15 protein-coding genes are annotated in these 16,266 nt (G+C 34.4%); 13 read left to right on the top strand and 2 right to left on the bottom strand.

Annotated elements, in window-relative coordinates:
* Nucleotides 1-91: 91 nt before the first annotated feature.
* The 12 genes from essC (at nucleotide 92) to D9780_RS10215 (ending at nucleotide 13,226) form a co-directional block, all read left to right on the top strand.
* Entirely contained in the window at nucleotides 92-4,546 is a 4,455-nt protein-coding gene (essC, locus tag D9780_RS10270; protein ID WP_121640028.1) for a type VII secretion protein EssC, read from the top strand.
* A 13-nt stretch (nucleotides 4,547-4,559) separates the two neighbouring features.
* A complete protein-coding gene (locus D9780_RS10265) occupies nucleotides 4,560-4,976 on the top strand; it encodes a YwqH-like family protein (protein ID WP_121640027.1) in 417 nt (138 codons plus the stop codon).
* Between the two features lie 5 nt (nucleotides 4,977-4,981).
* Complete coding sequence (locus D9780_RS10260; protein WP_121640026.1) at nucleotides 4,982-5,272, top strand: TIGR04197 family type VII secretion effector; 291 nt, start codon at nucleotides 4,982-4,984, stop codon at nucleotides 5,270-5,272.
* Nucleotides 5,273-5,302: 30 nt separating this feature from the next.
* Nucleotides 5,303-6,718 carry a T7SS effector LXG polymorphic toxin gene (locus D9780_RS10255; RefSeq protein ID WP_121640025.1) on the top strand — a complete coding sequence of 472 codons (1,416 nt, stop codon included), beginning with the start codon at nucleotides 5,303-5,305 and terminating at the stop codon, nucleotides 6,716-6,718.
* A 16-nt stretch (nucleotides 6,719-6,734) separates the two neighbouring features.
* Nucleotides 6,735-7,511 (top strand): hypothetical protein, encoded by a 777-nt coding sequence (locus D9780_RS10250; protein ID WP_121640024.1) that lies wholly within the window; start codon nucleotides 6,735-6,737, stop codon nucleotides 7,509-7,511.
* Between the two features lies 1 nt (nucleotide 7,512).
* Entirely contained in the window at nucleotides 7,513-7,971 is a 459-nt protein-coding gene (locus D9780_RS10245; RefSeq protein WP_121640023.1) for a hypothetical protein, read from the top strand.
* Nucleotides 7,968-8,414, top strand: a complete 447-nt coding sequence (locus tag D9780_RS10240; protein WP_121640022.1) for a DUF5085 family protein — start codon at nucleotides 7,968-7,970, stop codon at nucleotides 8,412-8,414. The genes D9780_RS10245 and D9780_RS10240 overlap by 4 nt, the downstream gene beginning before the upstream one ends.
* 32 nt (nucleotides 8,415-8,446) lie before the next feature.
* On the top strand, nucleotides 8,447-9,061 hold the full coding sequence (locus D9780_RS10235; RefSeq protein WP_121640021.1) for a hypothetical protein: 615 nt from the start codon (nucleotides 8,447-8,449) through the stop codon (nucleotides 9,059-9,061).
* A 238-nt stretch (nucleotides 9,062-9,299) separates the two neighbouring features.
* The gene (locus tag D9780_RS10230; RefSeq protein WP_121640020.1) at nucleotides 9,300-10,154 is read left to right on the top strand and encodes a hypothetical protein; all 855 of its coding nucleotides are present in this window, start codon (nucleotides 9,300-9,302) and stop codon (nucleotides 10,152-10,154) included.
* Nucleotides 10,155-10,284: 130 nt separating this feature from the next.
* Nucleotides 10,285-11,112 carry a hypothetical protein gene (locus tag D9780_RS10225; RefSeq protein ID WP_121640019.1) on the top strand — a complete coding sequence of 276 codons (828 nt, stop codon included), beginning with the start codon at nucleotides 10,285-10,287 and terminating at the stop codon, nucleotides 11,110-11,112.
* 327 nt (nucleotides 11,113-11,439) lie between these two features.
* The gene (locus D9780_RS10220) at nucleotides 11,440-12,264 is read left to right on the top strand and encodes a hypothetical protein (RefSeq protein WP_121640018.1); all 825 of its coding nucleotides are present in this window, start codon (nucleotides 11,440-11,442) and stop codon (nucleotides 12,262-12,264) included.
* Between the two features lie 131 nt (nucleotides 12,265-12,395).
* Nucleotides 12,396-13,226: a hypothetical protein gene (locus D9780_RS10215; RefSeq protein WP_121640017.1), complete on the top strand. Its 831-nt coding sequence runs from the start codon at nucleotides 12,396-12,398 to the stop codon at nucleotides 13,224-13,226.
* 55 nt (nucleotides 13,227-13,281) lie between these two features.
* On the opposite strand, the gene D9780_RS10210 is transcribed toward D9780_RS10215, so the two are convergent.
* Both D9780_RS10210 and fmdA read right to left on the bottom strand, forming a co-directional pair.
* Nucleotides 13,282-13,548, bottom strand: coding sequence for an FmdB family zinc ribbon protein (locus tag D9780_RS10210; RefSeq protein WP_121640016.1), 267 nt, complete (start codon nucleotides 13,546-13,548; stop codon nucleotides 13,282-13,284).
* Between the two features lie 13 nt (nucleotides 13,549-13,561).
* The gene (gene fmdA, locus D9780_RS10205) at nucleotides 13,562-14,734 is read right to left on the bottom strand and encodes a formamidase (protein ID WP_073005519.1); all 1,173 of its coding nucleotides are present in this window, start codon (nucleotides 14,732-14,734) and stop codon (nucleotides 13,562-13,564) included.
* 379 nt (nucleotides 14,735-15,113) lie between these two features.
* Here fmdA and D9780_RS10200 point away from each other — a divergent pair, with 379 nt between their 5' ends.
* Nucleotides 15,114-16,163 carry a 2,3-butanediol dehydrogenase gene (locus D9780_RS10200; protein WP_121640015.1) on the top strand — a complete coding sequence of 350 codons (1,050 nt, stop codon included), beginning with the start codon at nucleotides 15,114-15,116 and terminating at the stop codon, nucleotides 16,161-16,163.
* Nucleotides 16,164-16,266 lie beyond the last annotated feature (103 nt).

Here is a 16,266-nt window from a genome sequence, read left to right as displayed (position 1 = left end):
AAGCGCCGTATATCTTGCGTAGTATAAACATTGGCGTCCAGAAACTGTCCACATATTTTATATTGTAACGTTTTAGAGAGGGAGAAACGTAATGGCAAACAAAATACTCATGGTCACTTATGATAATCAATTGCATAAATGCCATTTACCAGATCAAGAAAAAAAGGAAATGATAATTGGTAATAGCTGGTCAGATAATATAACTTTTTCCAACTTAGAGCAAACACATAAACTAATGTGGAATGGCAACGAGGCTTTTATTGGGGAAGCGAAATTAGAAAAACAACTGTCTCTCCCTGAAGCGGATCATCTGTTGGAATTATATTTGTTACATAGGGAAGAAACCAGATTCTATGACGCTGCAGGTGTAGAAACAATAACGGTTGGCACGCATTCATATGATGATATTATGCTACCTAATTCGTCTGTTGATTTTGTCTTGCACAGACAGGAAAATGGGTTTACTTTTCAGCTAGAAAATAATGGTGCAACCATTTTTCATAACTTTAAGGCTGTTGAAAAGCAAGCAGTCGTATGTCCTGGAGACCAATTATTTGTTGCTGGAACGATGTTTTGCGTAGGTGAAAAGGAATTACAAGTGATGACATCACATCTTGATTTTACAAGTAAGCTTGTGGAATTGGTAGAAGTGACTACTCCTTACAGCGGGGAGTATCCAGATTATCATCGTTCACCTAGAATTATTTATCGGGAACCTGAAGAAGATCGAACGATTGCTAAACCAGCACATAAGCCTTCAAAGCCTAGTGAACAATTGGCAAGAACGATCGTACCTCCAATAGTAATGGTTGTAGCACTGATTGTTATTTCACTAATTCAACCTAGAGGGGTTTACATCATCGTGATGCTATCGATTACCATTGTCACGATAATATTTTCGATTACTTCCTATGTGAAAAGTGTTAAAAAATATAAAGCGGATATGAAACATCGTGAAGAGACATATAAAGCGTATTTGCAACGGAAAACGAAAGAACTGCACTTAGTAAGTGAGGAGCAACGCCACGCTTTATTTTATCATTATCCTGATATCGTAACGATTAGAGATATGGTTAGAAATATGGAGGCAAGAATTTATGAAAAAACCATGTATCAGCATGATTTCCTGCATTTTCGTGCGGGTTTAGGAACGGTTTCATCTAGTTTTAAAATTGACTTTAATGATGAAGAATTTACCCAAGAAAAGGATGAACTTATAGATCAAGCAAGAGAGCTCTTATCTCAATATAAAGAAATTGAAAATGTACCCGTTGTTACATCATTAACCAAAGGACCTGTTGGCTATATCGGTCATCGTCCGCTTGTGTTAGAACAGTTGCAGTTATTAGTTACACAACTTGCATTATTTCATAGTTATCACGACGTGCAATTTATTACAATTTTTCCAGAAGAAGAAAAACAAGAATGGGATTGGATGCGCTGGCTACCACATGCTAGTTTAAGAGATGTTAACGTGCGCGGTTTTATATATCACGAACGTTCTCGTGATCAAGTGTTGTATTCCTTGTACCAATTATTAAAAGAACGTAGACAAACCATAGAAGAGAAAACGAACAAAAATGAAAAGCTTTATTTTTCTCCCCATTATATCGTACTTATTACAGATGAGAAGATGATATTAGATCATATTATTATGGAATTTTTCAATGAAGATCTAAGTGAAATTGGTGTGTCCTTAGTATTTGTGCAAGATGTCATGCAGGCACTTCCAGAACATGTGAAAACGGTTATCGACATTCGTGATGCAAAGCATGGAAACATTTTATTAGAAGAAGGAGAATTAGTGAATAAAAAATTCCATCTGGATCATTATCCGGAAGGGTTTGATAAGGAAGAAATTACCCGTGCCTTGGCACCGATCAATCATCTACAAAATCTAAAAAACTCTATACCTGAAAAAGTGACTTTTCTAGAAATGTATGATGTGGAAAATGTAACGGATTTAAATATTGAACATCGTTGGAAGGTGAATGAAACGTATAAAAGTTTAGCCGTTCCATTAGGTCTTCGGGGTAAAGAAGATATCGTTCAATTAAACTTACATGAGAAGGCTCATGGTCCACATGGTCTTGTTGCTGGTACAACTGGTTCAGGGAAATCTGAAATTATTCAGTCCTATATTTTGTCTTTAGGGATCAATTTTCATCCTTATGAAGTTGCCTTTTTACTCATAGATTATAAGGGCGGTGGAATGGCAAATTTATTTCATGACATGCCACATTTGTTAGGAACGATAACGAATTTGGATAAAGCGCAATCAATGCGGGCGCTCGCTTCGATAAAAGCAGAGCTGCAAAAACGTCAACGGCTATTTGGGGAGCATAATGTCAATCATATTAATCAATATCAGAAGCTTTACAAGCAAGGTAAAGCAAGCGAAGCGATGCCACACTTGTTTTTGATTTCGGACGAATTTGCAGAACTGAAATCCGAACAGCCAGATTTTATGAAAGAGCTTGTATCCACTGCGAGAATTGGGCGTTCTCTTGGTATCCATCTTATCCTTGCAACACAAAAGCCAAGTGGAGTTGTCGATGACCAAATTTGGTCGAACTCAAAATTTAAATTGGCGCTCAAAGTACAAAATGCGAGTGATTCGAATGAAATATTGAAAACACCTGATGCAGCGGAGATTACGTTACCAGGACGGGCGTACTTGCAAGTTGGGAACAATGAAATCTATGAACTGTTTCAAAGTGCGTGGAGTGGCGCAGATTACGTGCCAGATAAAGAAGATCATGAATTTATAGATACAACGGTTTATGCGATTAATGACTTAGGTCAATATGATATTCTTACTGAGGATTTAAGTGGATTGGCCAATAAACAAGATGTGGAGAAAAAACCAACTGAATTGGAAGCGGTGATTGATTACATTGCTACTTACACAGAAAAATGCCAAATTGATCCTCTTCCAAGACCATGGCTCCCGCCGTTACCAGAACGAATATTGCCAAAGGAAATACATGATGTTCATTTTAAAGAAATTTGGCAAGAGGAAAGCAAGAAATCGCTAGTCGTTACATTAGGTTTACTAGACCAGCCAGAATTACAATCGCAATCGCCACTTACGCTTAATTTAACGAAGCATGGACATATTGCTGTTTTTTCCAGCCCGGGCTACGGAAAATCAACGTTCTTGCAAACAGTTACTATGAATCTTGTGCATCAGCACCATCCTGAACATTTACATGTGTACTTACTAGATTTTGGTACCAATGGTTTACTACCGTTAAAATCGTTACCACATGTTGCGGATACGATGCTACTGGATGAGGAAGAGAAAGTAGCTAAATTCATCCGTCTTATGAGCAGTAAAATCAAGGAACGGAAACAGAAGTTAAGCAATTATGGCGTTGCAAGTATGGATATGTATGAAAAAGCGAGCGGAGATATAGTGGAAAATCAATTAATTGTTATTGATAACTATGATTCTGTCCGTGATGCAGCATTCTCTGATGAGTTCGAAAAGCTAATTACACAAATTGCTAGAGAGGGTGCAAGTATTGGCATTCATCTAGCCATCAGTGCCGGACGACAAAGTGCTATGCGCATGCCGTTATTGTCGAATATTAAAACTCAAATTCCACTTTATTTAATTGAAGAAACCGAAGCTCGTGGAATTGTCGGTAGGACAGAGATTGAAATTGAAGAAATACCAGGAAGAGGGATGATTAAGCTGGACGAACCAGCATTATTCCAAACCATGCTTCCTGCAGAAGGAGAAGAGACATTAGCAATTATTGATGCGATTCAAGCAACTGCAAAAGAAATGGCAGCATTCTGGGATGGTGAATTACCAGAGGAAATTCCGATGATGCCTGAAGGAGTGGTTGACTTTGAGAAGTTTAAAAACAACAGAAAGACAAAACAACTTGTAAAAGAAATGCAAGTCCCCCTAGGATTGGAATTTGAGGAAGTACAACCACTTGCTTTTGATCCAATCCAACATGGTCATTTAACTGTTGTAAGTGATCGGCAAGATGGTTTAGATAGATTACGTCAATCATTAGCAAAAAATATGTCTCTTCTTTCTGGTTTTTATCAAACGATGTTAATTGATACGGCAGAACAACAACTGTCCGACATTGGAAAAAGCCTACATGCATATATATCTGAAAAAGAAGGAGTTATTTCTGTGAAAAATGATCTTATGACAGAAATTAACATCCGTACTAAACAGACAACGGGGGAGAATGTTAGATGGCTTGTTCTTATTGCCGATGTAAAAGATTTTTGTGATCGCACTCAATTAGAAGTGGATGAAATAACCCTTCTAATAGAACAGGGCAAAAAGGCCGGCATCCATTTCATATTCATAGGGGATTACAGCTATATTGGACTGAGCTTTGAACAAGTTGCTAAGTATATACGTTCGCAAGCCATAGTAGGATTGATGAGTATGCGACTTGGCGATCAGGATATATTCAAGCAACCATTTATTAGACAGGAAAAATATCCAAATCCATTTGAATGTTATTTAGCAATGGATCATCAGCATACAAAATTGAAAATACCTGAATAAGGGGGAGTGAGGGATGAGCACATCATTAAGTCTTTTGCGGGAGCAGAGAAGGACTGTGTTACTTGGTATGAATAATGCAAGGAATGAAATATCAGTTTTGCAAGATAAGGTTAGCAGGTTACAGGAAGCTTCTAATACATTGGAAACTAATATTACACATTTAAGAACAACTAAAAAATCCATTGATCAGTTAGAGGAAGATGGCAGAAGATGGAGAGGAAATAATAAAGATACGTATGATAATAAGTATAGCTTATATAGAGATAGTATTCAGCAATATTTATCTAAATCGATGGATGCAAAAGAGACTATTGATAGTGATATTAGAAGGTATGAGGCCAATCAAGCTTCATATGCAGCAGGATTAAATAATCTGCAAAGCTCTCTCCATTCACTGGAGAGTCAAATAAGGGCAAAGGAAAGGGAGTAGATTAAATGGGGGAGCAAGTAGGTATAAACATAGAAGTTTTTCGGGAGAATGTTTCTAGGTTAAGAGCTGCTGTTTCCAATATAAACAGTAGTACTAATAAGAATTGGACTTTTGATAAAACGAATATTACGCCGTTTACTAATGATTTGGAAAATGCGGTTAAAGCAATGACTATATTGGAAAGATACGTAACTCTTTTAAGTAATGATATAGACACATTGAAAAATATAGGAGAAAGTATGAAAGAAAAAGATGAAGAGTTAAGTAAGGGAACGTCTAAGATAACTAGTGACTGATGGAACATTTATAACGAAAGGAGGGTTTAGATGGGGAATAAAGTGGATATATCAGAGGTTATCGAGTTTTCTAGTGACTTTCAAAAGGTATCTACTCATATTAAATCAAGTTTGAAAGAAATATCAACTAATATCGAACAAATTATTGGAATGGATACTTTCTCTGGAAAGGCAGCAAAGAACGCTAAAGGTTATTTCGATAGCTTTCATAAGCATGGAATTATTGAAGCACTTACTGAATTGTTTACCGACTTGAATCACAATCTAAAAGATCATTTAGAAGCATTTCATTCAAATGTAGATTCTCATGAGAATGCGATCATTCAAAGTGACTACTTAAATGATCAACAAATCAAAATAAATATAGACTATCAAAAGTTGAGGGATTTAGATGATCGTATTCAAAAAGCAATTCACAATGTTTCTGACATTACAAGTGCAGGTACTCCATCTTTTTATACGATTGTACAGGATGAAAAAGAAGTGGTTGAGACTATTACTGAATTAGAAGAGAATTTTAATTCGTTTACCAATGAAGGAAAATCACATAATTCCCAAACAAGGGCATTAATAGAACATATTGAAAAGACAATGAACTCCGTTAAAGGATCTGCAGGTGTAGAAAGGTTTAGTGATTATAAAAACGACGAAAACTTTAAAAAGCTAAGTAGTTTAACCAGTACGTATCTTGCCCCTTCAATATCTGGGTATACCTCTTCAAAAGCAATAGCTAGAGCAGCTGAAAATGACGGGTTAAGCGTATCGAAATATGAAAAGAACGGAAGGATAACTTATCGTATTAATGCAAGCGAAGCAGCTTTAAAAGAATTAGGTATAAAACCGAATAAACATGCAAAATATTCACTATACCAAAGTGGCAAATCAGGAAGAGCAAAAACTCCTTTAAATTATTATGATAAGAAAACAGGAAAGCAAGTATGGTCTCCTGAGGGGAGAAATATAATTAAAGAATATCCCGAAATGAGAGCTTACAATGACAAGGCAACAAATTGGGATAAATTTAAAGCTGTTGGAAAATCAACAGTTCATGGAGCAAAAGACAATATAAGTGGTATAAATCCCAAAAATATACTGGGGAATGGGCATTTAAGAACTGCTGGAAAAGCGCTTGGACCACTTGGAGCAGGGTTAAGCTATTACAATAATTATAACGATGCTAGAGCAGATGGTTTAACTAGAGAAGAAGCGTATTCTAGAGCTGCTGTAGACACAACAGTTGAAACTGCAATAAGCGGAACTGTGCAAGCTGGTTTTACAGCTGCAGGGACTGCCTTTATTCCAATTCCAGGTGTCGGAACTGCAGTTGGAGCTGCTCTTGGTATATTTGCTAACATAGTTATAAATAAAGATTTTGGTAAAAGTAGAAAATCCTTAGTAGATAGAGCGAAGGGTGCCTTTCATAAATTAACAGGTTGGTTTAGTTAGAATTAAGGAGTTGGTAATGTTGAAATTACTAAATAATTTATATGAAGAAGATTTCTCAGTATTAAGAGGACCACTGAAGTCTGGAAGGCAAAGTCCTAACTCTATGGCAGGTATGCTTATTTTTTCAATTTTTCTTCAAATTTTTATGTTTGTTTTAATATATATTGTGGCTGCCGACCGCTCCATATTCCCTTTTAAGGAGATATTAAAAATTGTTCATTTAGTATTAACAATAATTCTAATTATTTTATCTATTGTGTATTCCATTAACTCCGTTTATAGAAAGCATGAGGAATTACAGTACTTAGTGAGTATATTAGTATCACAAAACTTATTTGGAGTCTTTCCATTTTTAGGTGCTTTATTTTTTTTAGGAAAAGAATTAAGCAAAAGTCTTCTATTATTCTTAACCATTATTACTTTAATACTTGGGGTATTAATTGTTATGATTACAGCCATTCGCTTTTATTTTTTATTAAAAAAGGGAGAATACCGAGGTGGATCAAAAAAAGGTCAATTAAGAAGTAAATTTGAGACTACCACATATCTACCAGCTGTAATTATAGGAAGTACAGGCTTGGTATTTGTGATTCAACACATAATTAGAAATATGATTTTTGTCGACCTTGAATTAATCATTTTAGTTGTAGTGGGTTTCGGAGTTTTTTTCACCATGCTTTTTGTACTACCAGAACAATTAGTTATTCTCTACTGTAAATATCGTTTTGAAAGTTTTAATTTTGATAAGGATGGAAATTTAAAGCCAATGGGGTCGGAAAGGGAGGATGATTGATTTGCAATTTGAAACTCGCTCACTTATTTTTAATAATTTATTAATCTATGAAACAAGGCAGTTAAGAAAAAATTGGCAACAAGGTTTTTTCATTATGGAAGATTTTATACTTGCTGAAGGTATTTACCAAAATGGTCCCATATTTTTTTCGGTTTCTCCTGAAAAGAACGAAGATAAATTTGGTAAGTTCACATATTATTTGCCAATTAGCGAGCCTGTTAAGTTATCAGATGAAACCGACTTTCATTTCCAAGAGAAACTATATATTAAAGACGCTTTAGTTTTACGCCAGGCGGATCAAGCAACTGATTTCCATGCTGCTTATCAGCGAATTCAAGAATATGCTCATCTTCATGATGTACCAATAGATGCTACATTTTATTGTGTACTGTTGGAAGTATATGATGATTTTATCATTGATCTATACGTACCTTTAAATCATAGAGGTGAGGGGTCATGATTGTAGAACAACATCATATTGCTTATACAAATGTAGTTTCAAAATATTATCAGTTTGTACCTGAAGAAACTGATATAGCCATTAAAGATTTTCAATCTATTTTGGAAAAGGAAGGATACCATCCAGATGGTAGAATGTTATTTACTATTTTGAGCGACCCAACAAGTGAGGTTATGCAGGCAGAAATTTTTTTGCCAATTCTTGAAAGTAATTTTACAATTTCGGATGAAGAGCAGCAAGTATATTTTCATAGTTACTTTTCTGTCAAGCCAATGATAATGACACGCTTAATGGATGATTTTGAAGCAGCATCTCAAGTGAAGTTTTGGGAGCTAATGCACTATATAAGACAAAATGGATTGCAACAGAAAACCCCTGTGTTTGTAGACTATAAGACTAGCCATATGGGAAGAAGATATGTGGAGATGAGTGTAGGAGTTTAAACGCAATAGCCATTGGGGAGGGAGAATGAATAATGAAAAGGTTTTTAATGCTAATTATGATTGCGCTTTTGTTTTTATTGGTTGCATGTAGTAATGATGCAAAGGAAATTGATGACAGTGAGAAGCAATCTGAAGATACAGAAGCGCAGGCGAAAACAGATAATGGAAATGAACAAAACACAAGTGAACATGCTGGAGGTCAAATGCACGACTTACAATTGAAATTACAGAAACAGGACAAAGATGCGGGGATGACAATTCAAAATAATGAAATCTATACGGTTTTAGATGAAGCAATTAAAGCTGATCCCAAAATGGGAGTTCCAAATGATTTTAGCCTCTATCCGTTTGATATTTCAATTAACCCTGATGGAAGTCGATCCATTTTATTTCTGGCTATTAATCGACTAAAAGATTCTATGAAGAATATCAAATTTGATATGACATTTGGAAATCAAGAAGGAGAATACATATTTGAAAATAAGGAGTTAGTGCTTACTGAAGAAGAGTTTGGCATTCTTCATGCTGATACCGCAATACCATTTATGCTGGATGTAACTCCACAACAGGAGCAAATGTTTAATCGTTTAACAAAAGATAATGTGTATATAGACATGGCTAATTTTGAAATGGATATAGAAAAGTAAGCATTTTAAGCTATTATTAATAGACAGGAATAACTCTTAGGTAATAGTTTGGTTACGTCAGCCAGCACTAAATAGCAGGCTTTTGACGGCTGGATCTGGGGCTTCTCCATATGAAGTATTAATTATTCATGCGGCATGTATAGTGCACCACACATTATACATGCTGATACAGATAATTAAAAATTTAAAATGAATTTAAATGTAAAATGTGAGTTTTGTGTAAGTAGGTGGAGATAGGATGAAGAGCATATTTACTGGGTCTTTTTCTCAAGTGGAAGAGGCAATTAGCGAGAACTTTATGAAAGAGGCAATAAACTCTATAAAAAATTTTAAAATGCATAAATTCATTATATTTTTATTATTTTTTTCAGGTAGTTCTTATGTTGTTTACGGGGTAAGTTTTTTCTTTACTAACAATATAGATGATTTAGCAGTATCATTTGATAAAAATAATGAATTTATCCCTTTATTTTCAAGTATATGGTATATACATCTCCAGGCTTTTATATTTTTTATTGCCGGATTGATAGCTTTTATATTTTTTATTGCCGGATTGATAGCTTTTATATATAAAGAAAAAAATCATGCGAAAGGTTACTTTCTATTTATCTTTTTTTTATCTCTTGGTGGGTTACTATTTTTGCTTTTTGCCTTTAAATTTACCCAATTAATAGTAAATAGCTATACATTACGTATGTTATATACGGTATTATTTTTATGTAGTTTTATTTTCGTTTTTTATCAAAGCTATCAAAATGCAAAGGAAATGGTGTGTGGTACAAAAAAGAAAAGATTAGCATTTGTTGAATGGCTAAGGAAAAACAGAAAAAATGTTTTAAGTATGCTATTTGGAGTTGGAGCTTTATATTATTTAACAAAAGTAATCTCTCCAGAAGTAGATGATTTAGAAACTAGAATTATGGGCTCATTAATTGAATTTGCGCCTTTAGCCGTCTGTTTATTATTTTTCACGTTTATATATTTAAATAGTAAACTAATAAGATCGTATTATTTATATAAGTGTTCCGAGGAGTTCAGGAAGAAATTTGGAATTGCTGAGACAGATTGGTATGGGGGGAAATATAAGGGTTAAATGTCATGAACACTAAAAGTGAGAATGGCAATAAACTTTTGCAATACTTGTATTTTTCTAATAAACCTGTTTGCACCTTATTTTTCTTTAATCGGAAGTTTTCCTAGGTGGTTATGAAAAGGGTGAAAGGATGAAAAGCGTATTTAATGGATCATTTTCTCAAGTAGAAGAAACTGTTAGTGAGAGTTTTGCAAAGAATTCAATTAATACGATTAAGGGATTTAATTTATTAAAGGCATTCATATTCATGATTTTTTGTATTGGTTTAGCTTCATATGCTTTGTATGGGGCAAGTATCTATATAAGTAATATTATGAATCAAGCTACAATACCATTAGATCAAAATAATGAATTTATCACTATATTTGATAATATCTGGTATATGCACATTCAGTCTATTTTAATACTAACAGTAGTGATTGGTACATTAGTATATAGAAAGAAAGATAATATTAAAAGTTTTTTTGTATACAATACATTTTTGACTATATTTCTACTTTTATTTATGATTTTCTTTTTTAAAGTAATGCAATTGCTAGTATATAGTTCATCATTACGTTTGATCTATACAGGGTTATTTATGATTAGTTATCTATATATCTTTGTGAAAAGTTACCAAAAAGCAAAAAAAATGGTGTATGGTACAAAGAAGAAAAGATCATCATTAATTGAGTGGTTTAGCAGAAATAGAAAAAATATTACTAGTTTTTTAATCGGTGTTGGGGGCTTGTATTACCTATCAAAAGTTATTTTTATGGAGGCAAATGACTTAGAAACAAGAATTATTGGATCATTGATTGATTTTCTGCCTTTAATTGTATGTTTCGCATCTTTTTCATTCTTATATTTTAACAGTGTTGCAATAAGAAGTTATTATTTATATAAGTATTCCGAACAGTTTAGGCAGAAGTTTGGAGTCGATAAGAAAGAGTGGTATGGGGAGAAATATCAGGGGTAAACGGATACGAGTTGTTATGAACATGTGATAAAAGGTTACATAGGTAATTGTATAAATGCAAATTTAAGCACGAAAAAAAAGCTAATGCCCCCAGTTTTATTACATCTACGAGCGCAATAGCATAAAATATGATTCGGTCAGAAAGCACGTAAATAACTGCAGGCTTTTGACGGCTGAATCATGGGGCTCTCCATATCAAGTATTAATTATTCATGCGCATGTGTATAGTGGACCACACATTATACATGCTAAAACAGAGATTTATAAACTTGAAAGTAGAATTTAAATGTGAAATTTTAGTCTTGTGTAAGTAGGTGGAGAGGTAGGATGAAGAGCATATTTACTGGGTCTTTTGCTCAAGTGGAAGAGACAATTAGCGATAATTTTATGAAAGCTTCAATTAAAACTGTAAATGATTTTAAATTTTATAAATTATTCATATTAATTCTATTTTTTTCGGGTGCTTCTTATGTTTTTTATGGAGTAAGTTTTTACTTAACTAACAATATAGATGATTTTGCAATACCGCTGGATAGTAATAATGAATTTATTCCTGTCTTTTCTAGTATATGGTATATACATATACAGTCTTTTCTATTTTTTATAGCTGGGTTGGCAGCTTTTATATATAAAAAAAGAAATCATGTGAAAGGTTTTTTTCTATTAAACATTTTTTTATCGCTTGGTTGGTTACTATTTTTACTTTTCACTTTTAAACTTACACAATTAATGGTAAATAGTTATATATTACGTATATTATATACGGTATTACTTATATGTAGTTTTATTTTTGTTTTTTATCAAAGCTATCAAAATGCGAAGAAAATGGTGTATGGTACGAAAAAGAAAAGGTTAGCATTTGTTGAATGGCTAAGCACAAATAGGAAAAATGTTACAAGTGTATTATTTGGAGTTGGAGCTTTATTTTTATTAACGAAAGTTATCTCTCCAGAAGTAGCCGATTTAGAAACTAGAATAATGGGCTCATTAATTGATTTTGCCCCTTTATTCGTATGTTTAATAATTTCTACGTTTTTATATTTAAATAGTGTAGTTATAAGAGCATATTATTTATACAAGTACTCGGAGAAATTCAGGAAGAAATTTGGAATTATTGAGGCAGATTGGTATGGGGAAAAATATAAGGGTTAAATGTCATGAACACTAAAAATGAATATGGTAATAAACTTTTGCAATACATGTATTTTTCTAATAAACCTATTTACATATTATTTTTCCTTAATTGCAAGTTTTCATAAGGTAATTATGAAAAGGGTGGGATTATGAAGCAAAACATATTTAAGGGATCATTTTCTCAAGTGGAAGGTGCAGTAAGTGAGAGCTTTGCAAAGAATTCGATTAATATGGTTAAACGATTTAAAACTATAAAGGCAATTGCCTTTATTGTGTTTTTTATTGGTTTAGGCTCCTATGCTTACTATGGTCTAAGTGTTTTTATGATTAATAATATGGATAGAGGTACAATTCCATTGGATGTAAATAATGAATTCATTCCTGTTTTTTCAAGTATATGGTACATGCACATACAGGCTATGTTAGTTTTAGTAGCTGCTTTAGCAGCATACATTTATAGAGAAAAAAATAATATTAAAGGTGTTTTTATATATAATGTATTTTTAACTATAGCTATGTTGTTATTTTTTACTTTTTCATTTAAGTTAGCGCAATTAATTGTGAATAATTTTTACTTAAGAATGACTTATACCATCTTATTTGTAATTAGCTATCTATATGTTTTTTTTCGAAGCTATCAAAACGCAAAAGAGATGGTATATGGTACCAAAAAGAAAAGATCAGAATTTGTGGAATGGTTTAGCCAAAATAGAAAAAATGTTACAAGTATACTATTTGGAGTTGGAGTTTTATATTATTTAACGAAAGTTATTTTCTCTGAGGCAAATGATTTAGAAACAAAAATTATGGGCTCATTAATTGATTTTGCACCTTTAGCTGTATGTTTAGCATCCCTATTATTTTTATATTTTAACAGTGTCGCAATAAGAAGTTACTATTTATACAAGTACATGGATAAATTTAGGCAGAAATTTGGAGTTGCTGAGGCAGAATGGTATGGGCAGAAATACAAACCGTAAATTGGTAGTAAGAAAAAGGGCTGCATATTCCAGCCCCCGCGTATTCAAAATGGATTCAAACCTGCCAAGGTCGCTTTGTTTTCGTTTTTGATCCAATAGGTGTTGAGGGCAAAAGCTGTTTTTTGACCAATTGTGGTTTCATTCCGCGTTCAATTTGTTTCTTTACGGTTTGGTCCATTTGAAAGATAATGGGTGGTTTAAATATCCGCTTGGAAGCAGCATGACAAGTTGGGCAGGTCGTTATTTGTTTATTACCTTTTATACTTTGATGCCACACTGAAAATTCACCACATAATTGGCAGTTAAAAGTATAAGTGGCCATGAGTCCACCTCCGTTACAATGGTAAGATATTCTTCGTAAATATTTCTTTTGGTATGCCAACTGTTGCGCAAGTATTAGGTATGTCAACAACTCCTGCTAAATGCCCTTGTACTGGTGCAGCAGATAAAAGCATATAGGCTTGTTCTCCAGTGTATCCTTGCGCCTTTAGAAAATCAATGGCATTTAAACATGCGTTGCGGTAGGCGACATTGGCATCTAAGTAAGTTTGTTTTCCGTTTGGCTCAACGGATACGCCTTGGAAGACAATATATTCGTTATAATGTGGGTTTACTGGACCTGGTTGATAGACAGGGTTTGTTTTTATTTGATATTTCGCCATACCACCTTTGATAACATCCACACGTAATTCAATCCACCCAGACATTTCTATTCCACCACAAAAGGTGATTTCCCCATCACCTTGTGAGAAATGGAGGTCTCCTACAGATAATTTCGCCCCTTCAACAAATACTGGAAAATATACACGAGAACCTTTAGACAGGTCTTTTATATCGCAATTGCCACCATTCTCGCGAGGAGGAACAGTTCTAGCCCCTTCCTTGGCTATTCGGTCGAAGTTAGAACCAGTTACATTACCTAAAACAACGCTTTCTTCTGTTGGTGGATTAGCAAGTGGAGGGACTCGTTCTGGATTAGAAGCAATTAATTCTTTTTCCCGTCTATTCCATTCGTTTAAAAGTTCTTGAGAGGGAGCTACACCCATGAGCCCAGGATGAATTAATCCTGCAAATTTGACATTAGGTATATGTCTTGAAGTAGTGTAAATACCGTGAAAGTCCCAAATAGATTTTGCGGCTTCTGGATAATAATCGGTTAAGAAGCTCCCGCCATTGTCTTTTGCAAATATGCCGTTAAAGCCCCATGGCTGCTCTCCGAAAGTGCCAATATCAAGAATGTCAACGACCAGCAAGTCACCGGGCTCCACACCATTTACATATACTGGTCCACTTAGTACATGTACACGCTCTAAATTAACTTTACGAATATCAGAGGGGTCATCATTATTTTTAATTTGACCATCTGTCCATTCTAAACACTCCATACGAAACGATTCCCCTGGATCTACTGCAAATGCAGCAGGTATATCAGGGTGCCAACGATTATGTCCAGGTATGTCTTGTTTATCCATTGACTTGTTCAAATCAACCTTGAATAACGTTTCCATAAACCCAACTCCTCATCTAATTGTTATGGTGAAACAAGCAGTTTCTGAAAAAATGATGAAAAATTCAAAAATATTAACCAAAGTATAACGGAACATAGTATGAAGTTCAAGAAGTAATTTTGAAAGGAGTTTTTGGAGGTTAAAAGGTGCGTTATCAAGTTCACAGCTAAACAAGCTGCTGACATCAAAAGCTTAAAGATGTAGAACAATTTCGATATGTGATGGTATTTTAGTAATCCTAAAGTCCTTGACAAATTGATCGAATAAACAAAATGTCATAGAAAATTGCTAAATATATACAAAAATGGCTTGACTCTAATGCTATGCTTATATAGAGTGAATAATGCTTTTATAAAACTATTCCACGGGAGTGAAGGCAATGAAAGCAGCAATTTGGTATGCAAAGAAGGATATTCGTGTTGAAGAAGTTGATGAACCAACAGTTCATGCAGGGGATGTGAAAATTAGGGTAGCTTGGGCTGGTATTTGTGGAAGTGATCTCCATGAATATGTTGCTGGGCCCATTACGATTCCAGCAGATACTCCTCATCCATTAACGAAAAGAACGGCACCAGTTATTATGGGACATGAATTTGCTGGAGAGGTAGTAGAAGTTGGAAAAGATGTTACGCAAGTATCGGTAGGTGATCGAGTCACGGTGGAGCCAATGATTACTTGTGGGAAATGTAAAGCTTGCCGCCAAGGTCGTTATAACCTTTGTGAAGTTATTGCAGCTTTTGGTATGTCTGGTGTTGGTGGAGGTTTTTCTGAATATACCGTTGTTTCGGAGAACATGATCCATAAAATTCCTGAACATATGAGCTATGAGTTAGCTGCTTTGGTTGAACCTACAGCAGTTGCCATGCATGCAGTAAAACTTAGTCACTTAAAAGTAGGTGATACAGTGGCTGTTTTTGGAGCAGGTCCAATAGGGTTATTAACGATACAAGCAAGCTTTCTAGCTGGAGCAAAAAAGGTATTTGCGATTGAATTATCAGAAGAGCGAAGAAAAGTTGCTACTAAGCTAGGGGCAGTGGCTATTCATCCAGCAGAGACAAATGTTGCCGAAGACATTATGAAGCAAACCAATGGAGAAGGCGCAGATGTTAGCTTTGAGGCTACAGGCGTTCCGGTAGTATTAGAACAAGCTGTCAACAGCACGAAAATGGGCGGAGAAATTGTTATTGAAAGTTTATGGGAATCCAAACCGAAATTGGATGCTAATAGCTTTGTTTTTAAGGAACTCCATTTAGTCGGATCGATCGGTTATCGCAATATTTTCCCGACAGTGATTGAGTTAATAGCTGATGGTAAGCTTGATGTAAGCGATTTAATAACGAAAAAAATTACATTAGATAACATCGTGGAGGAAGGGTTTGAATCACTCCTTCAAGAAAAAGCGCAAGTGAAAATATTGATCGAACCTTAGGAAAACTTTAAAATCATATTTTAGCGCAGTTTTAAACAACTGCTTAAACATAGCAACTTCGCCTTATGAGTATACAGAAAGAAATCCCCAAAACGGGATAGCT

It is taken from the genome of Virgibacillus sp. Bac330 (assembly GCF_003667845.1).
In the GTDB taxonomy this organism is placed as follows: Bacteria; Bacillota; Bacilli; order Bacillales; family Amphibacillaceae; genus Virgibacillus; species Virgibacillus chiguensis.
The sequence above is the reverse complement of the archived record's forward strand: the minus strand, read 5'-3'. Positions and strand labels throughout refer to the sequence as shown.

Coding starts and splice junctions, on each gene's coding strand:
- D9780_RS10260 (WP_121640026.1), top strand. CDS start 4,982: ATGGGGGAGCAAGTAGGTATAAACATAGAAGTTTTTCGGGAGAATGTT.
- D9780_RS10210 (WP_121640016.1), bottom strand. CDS start 13,548: ATGGCCACTTATACTTTTAACTGCCAATTATGTGGTGAATTTTCAGTG.
- D9780_RS10250 (WP_121640024.1), top strand. CDS start 6,735: ATGTTGAAATTACTAAATAATTTATATGAAGAAGATTTCTCAGTATTA.
- fmdA (WP_073005519.1), bottom strand. CDS start 14,734: ATGGAAACGTTATTCAAGGTTGATTTGAACAAGTCAATGGATAAACAA.
- D9780_RS10230 (WP_121640020.1), top strand. CDS start 9,300: ATGAAGAGCATATTTACTGGGTCTTTTTCTCAAGTGGAAGAGGCAATT.
- D9780_RS10220 (WP_121640018.1), top strand. CDS start 11,440: ATGAAGAGCATATTTACTGGGTCTTTTGCTCAAGTGGAAGAGACAATT.
- D9780_RS10265 (WP_121640027.1), top strand. CDS start 4,560: ATGAGCACATCATTAAGTCTTTTGCGGGAGCAGAGAAGGACTGTGTTA.
- D9780_RS10215 (WP_121640017.1), top strand. CDS start 12,396: ATGAAGCAAAACATATTTAAGGGATCATTTTCTCAAGTGGAAGGTGCA.
- D9780_RS10240 (WP_121640022.1), top strand. CDS start 7,968: ATGATTGTAGAACAACATCATATTGCTTATACAAATGTAGTTTCAAAA.
- D9780_RS10200 (WP_121640015.1), top strand. CDS start 15,114: ATGAAAGCAGCAATTTGGTATGCAAAGAAGGATATTCGTGTTGAAGAA.
- D9780_RS10255 (WP_121640025.1), top strand. CDS start 5,303: ATGGGGAATAAAGTGGATATATCAGAGGTTATCGAGTTTTCTAGTGAC.
- D9780_RS10235 (WP_121640021.1), top strand. CDS start 8,447: ATGAAAAGGTTTTTAATGCTAATTATGATTGCGCTTTTGTTTTTATTG.
- D9780_RS10225 (WP_121640019.1), top strand. CDS start 10,285: ATGAAAAGCGTATTTAATGGATCATTTTCTCAAGTAGAAGAAACTGTT.
- essC (WP_121640028.1), top strand. CDS start 92: ATGGCAAACAAAATACTCATGGTCACTTATGATAATCAATTGCATAAA.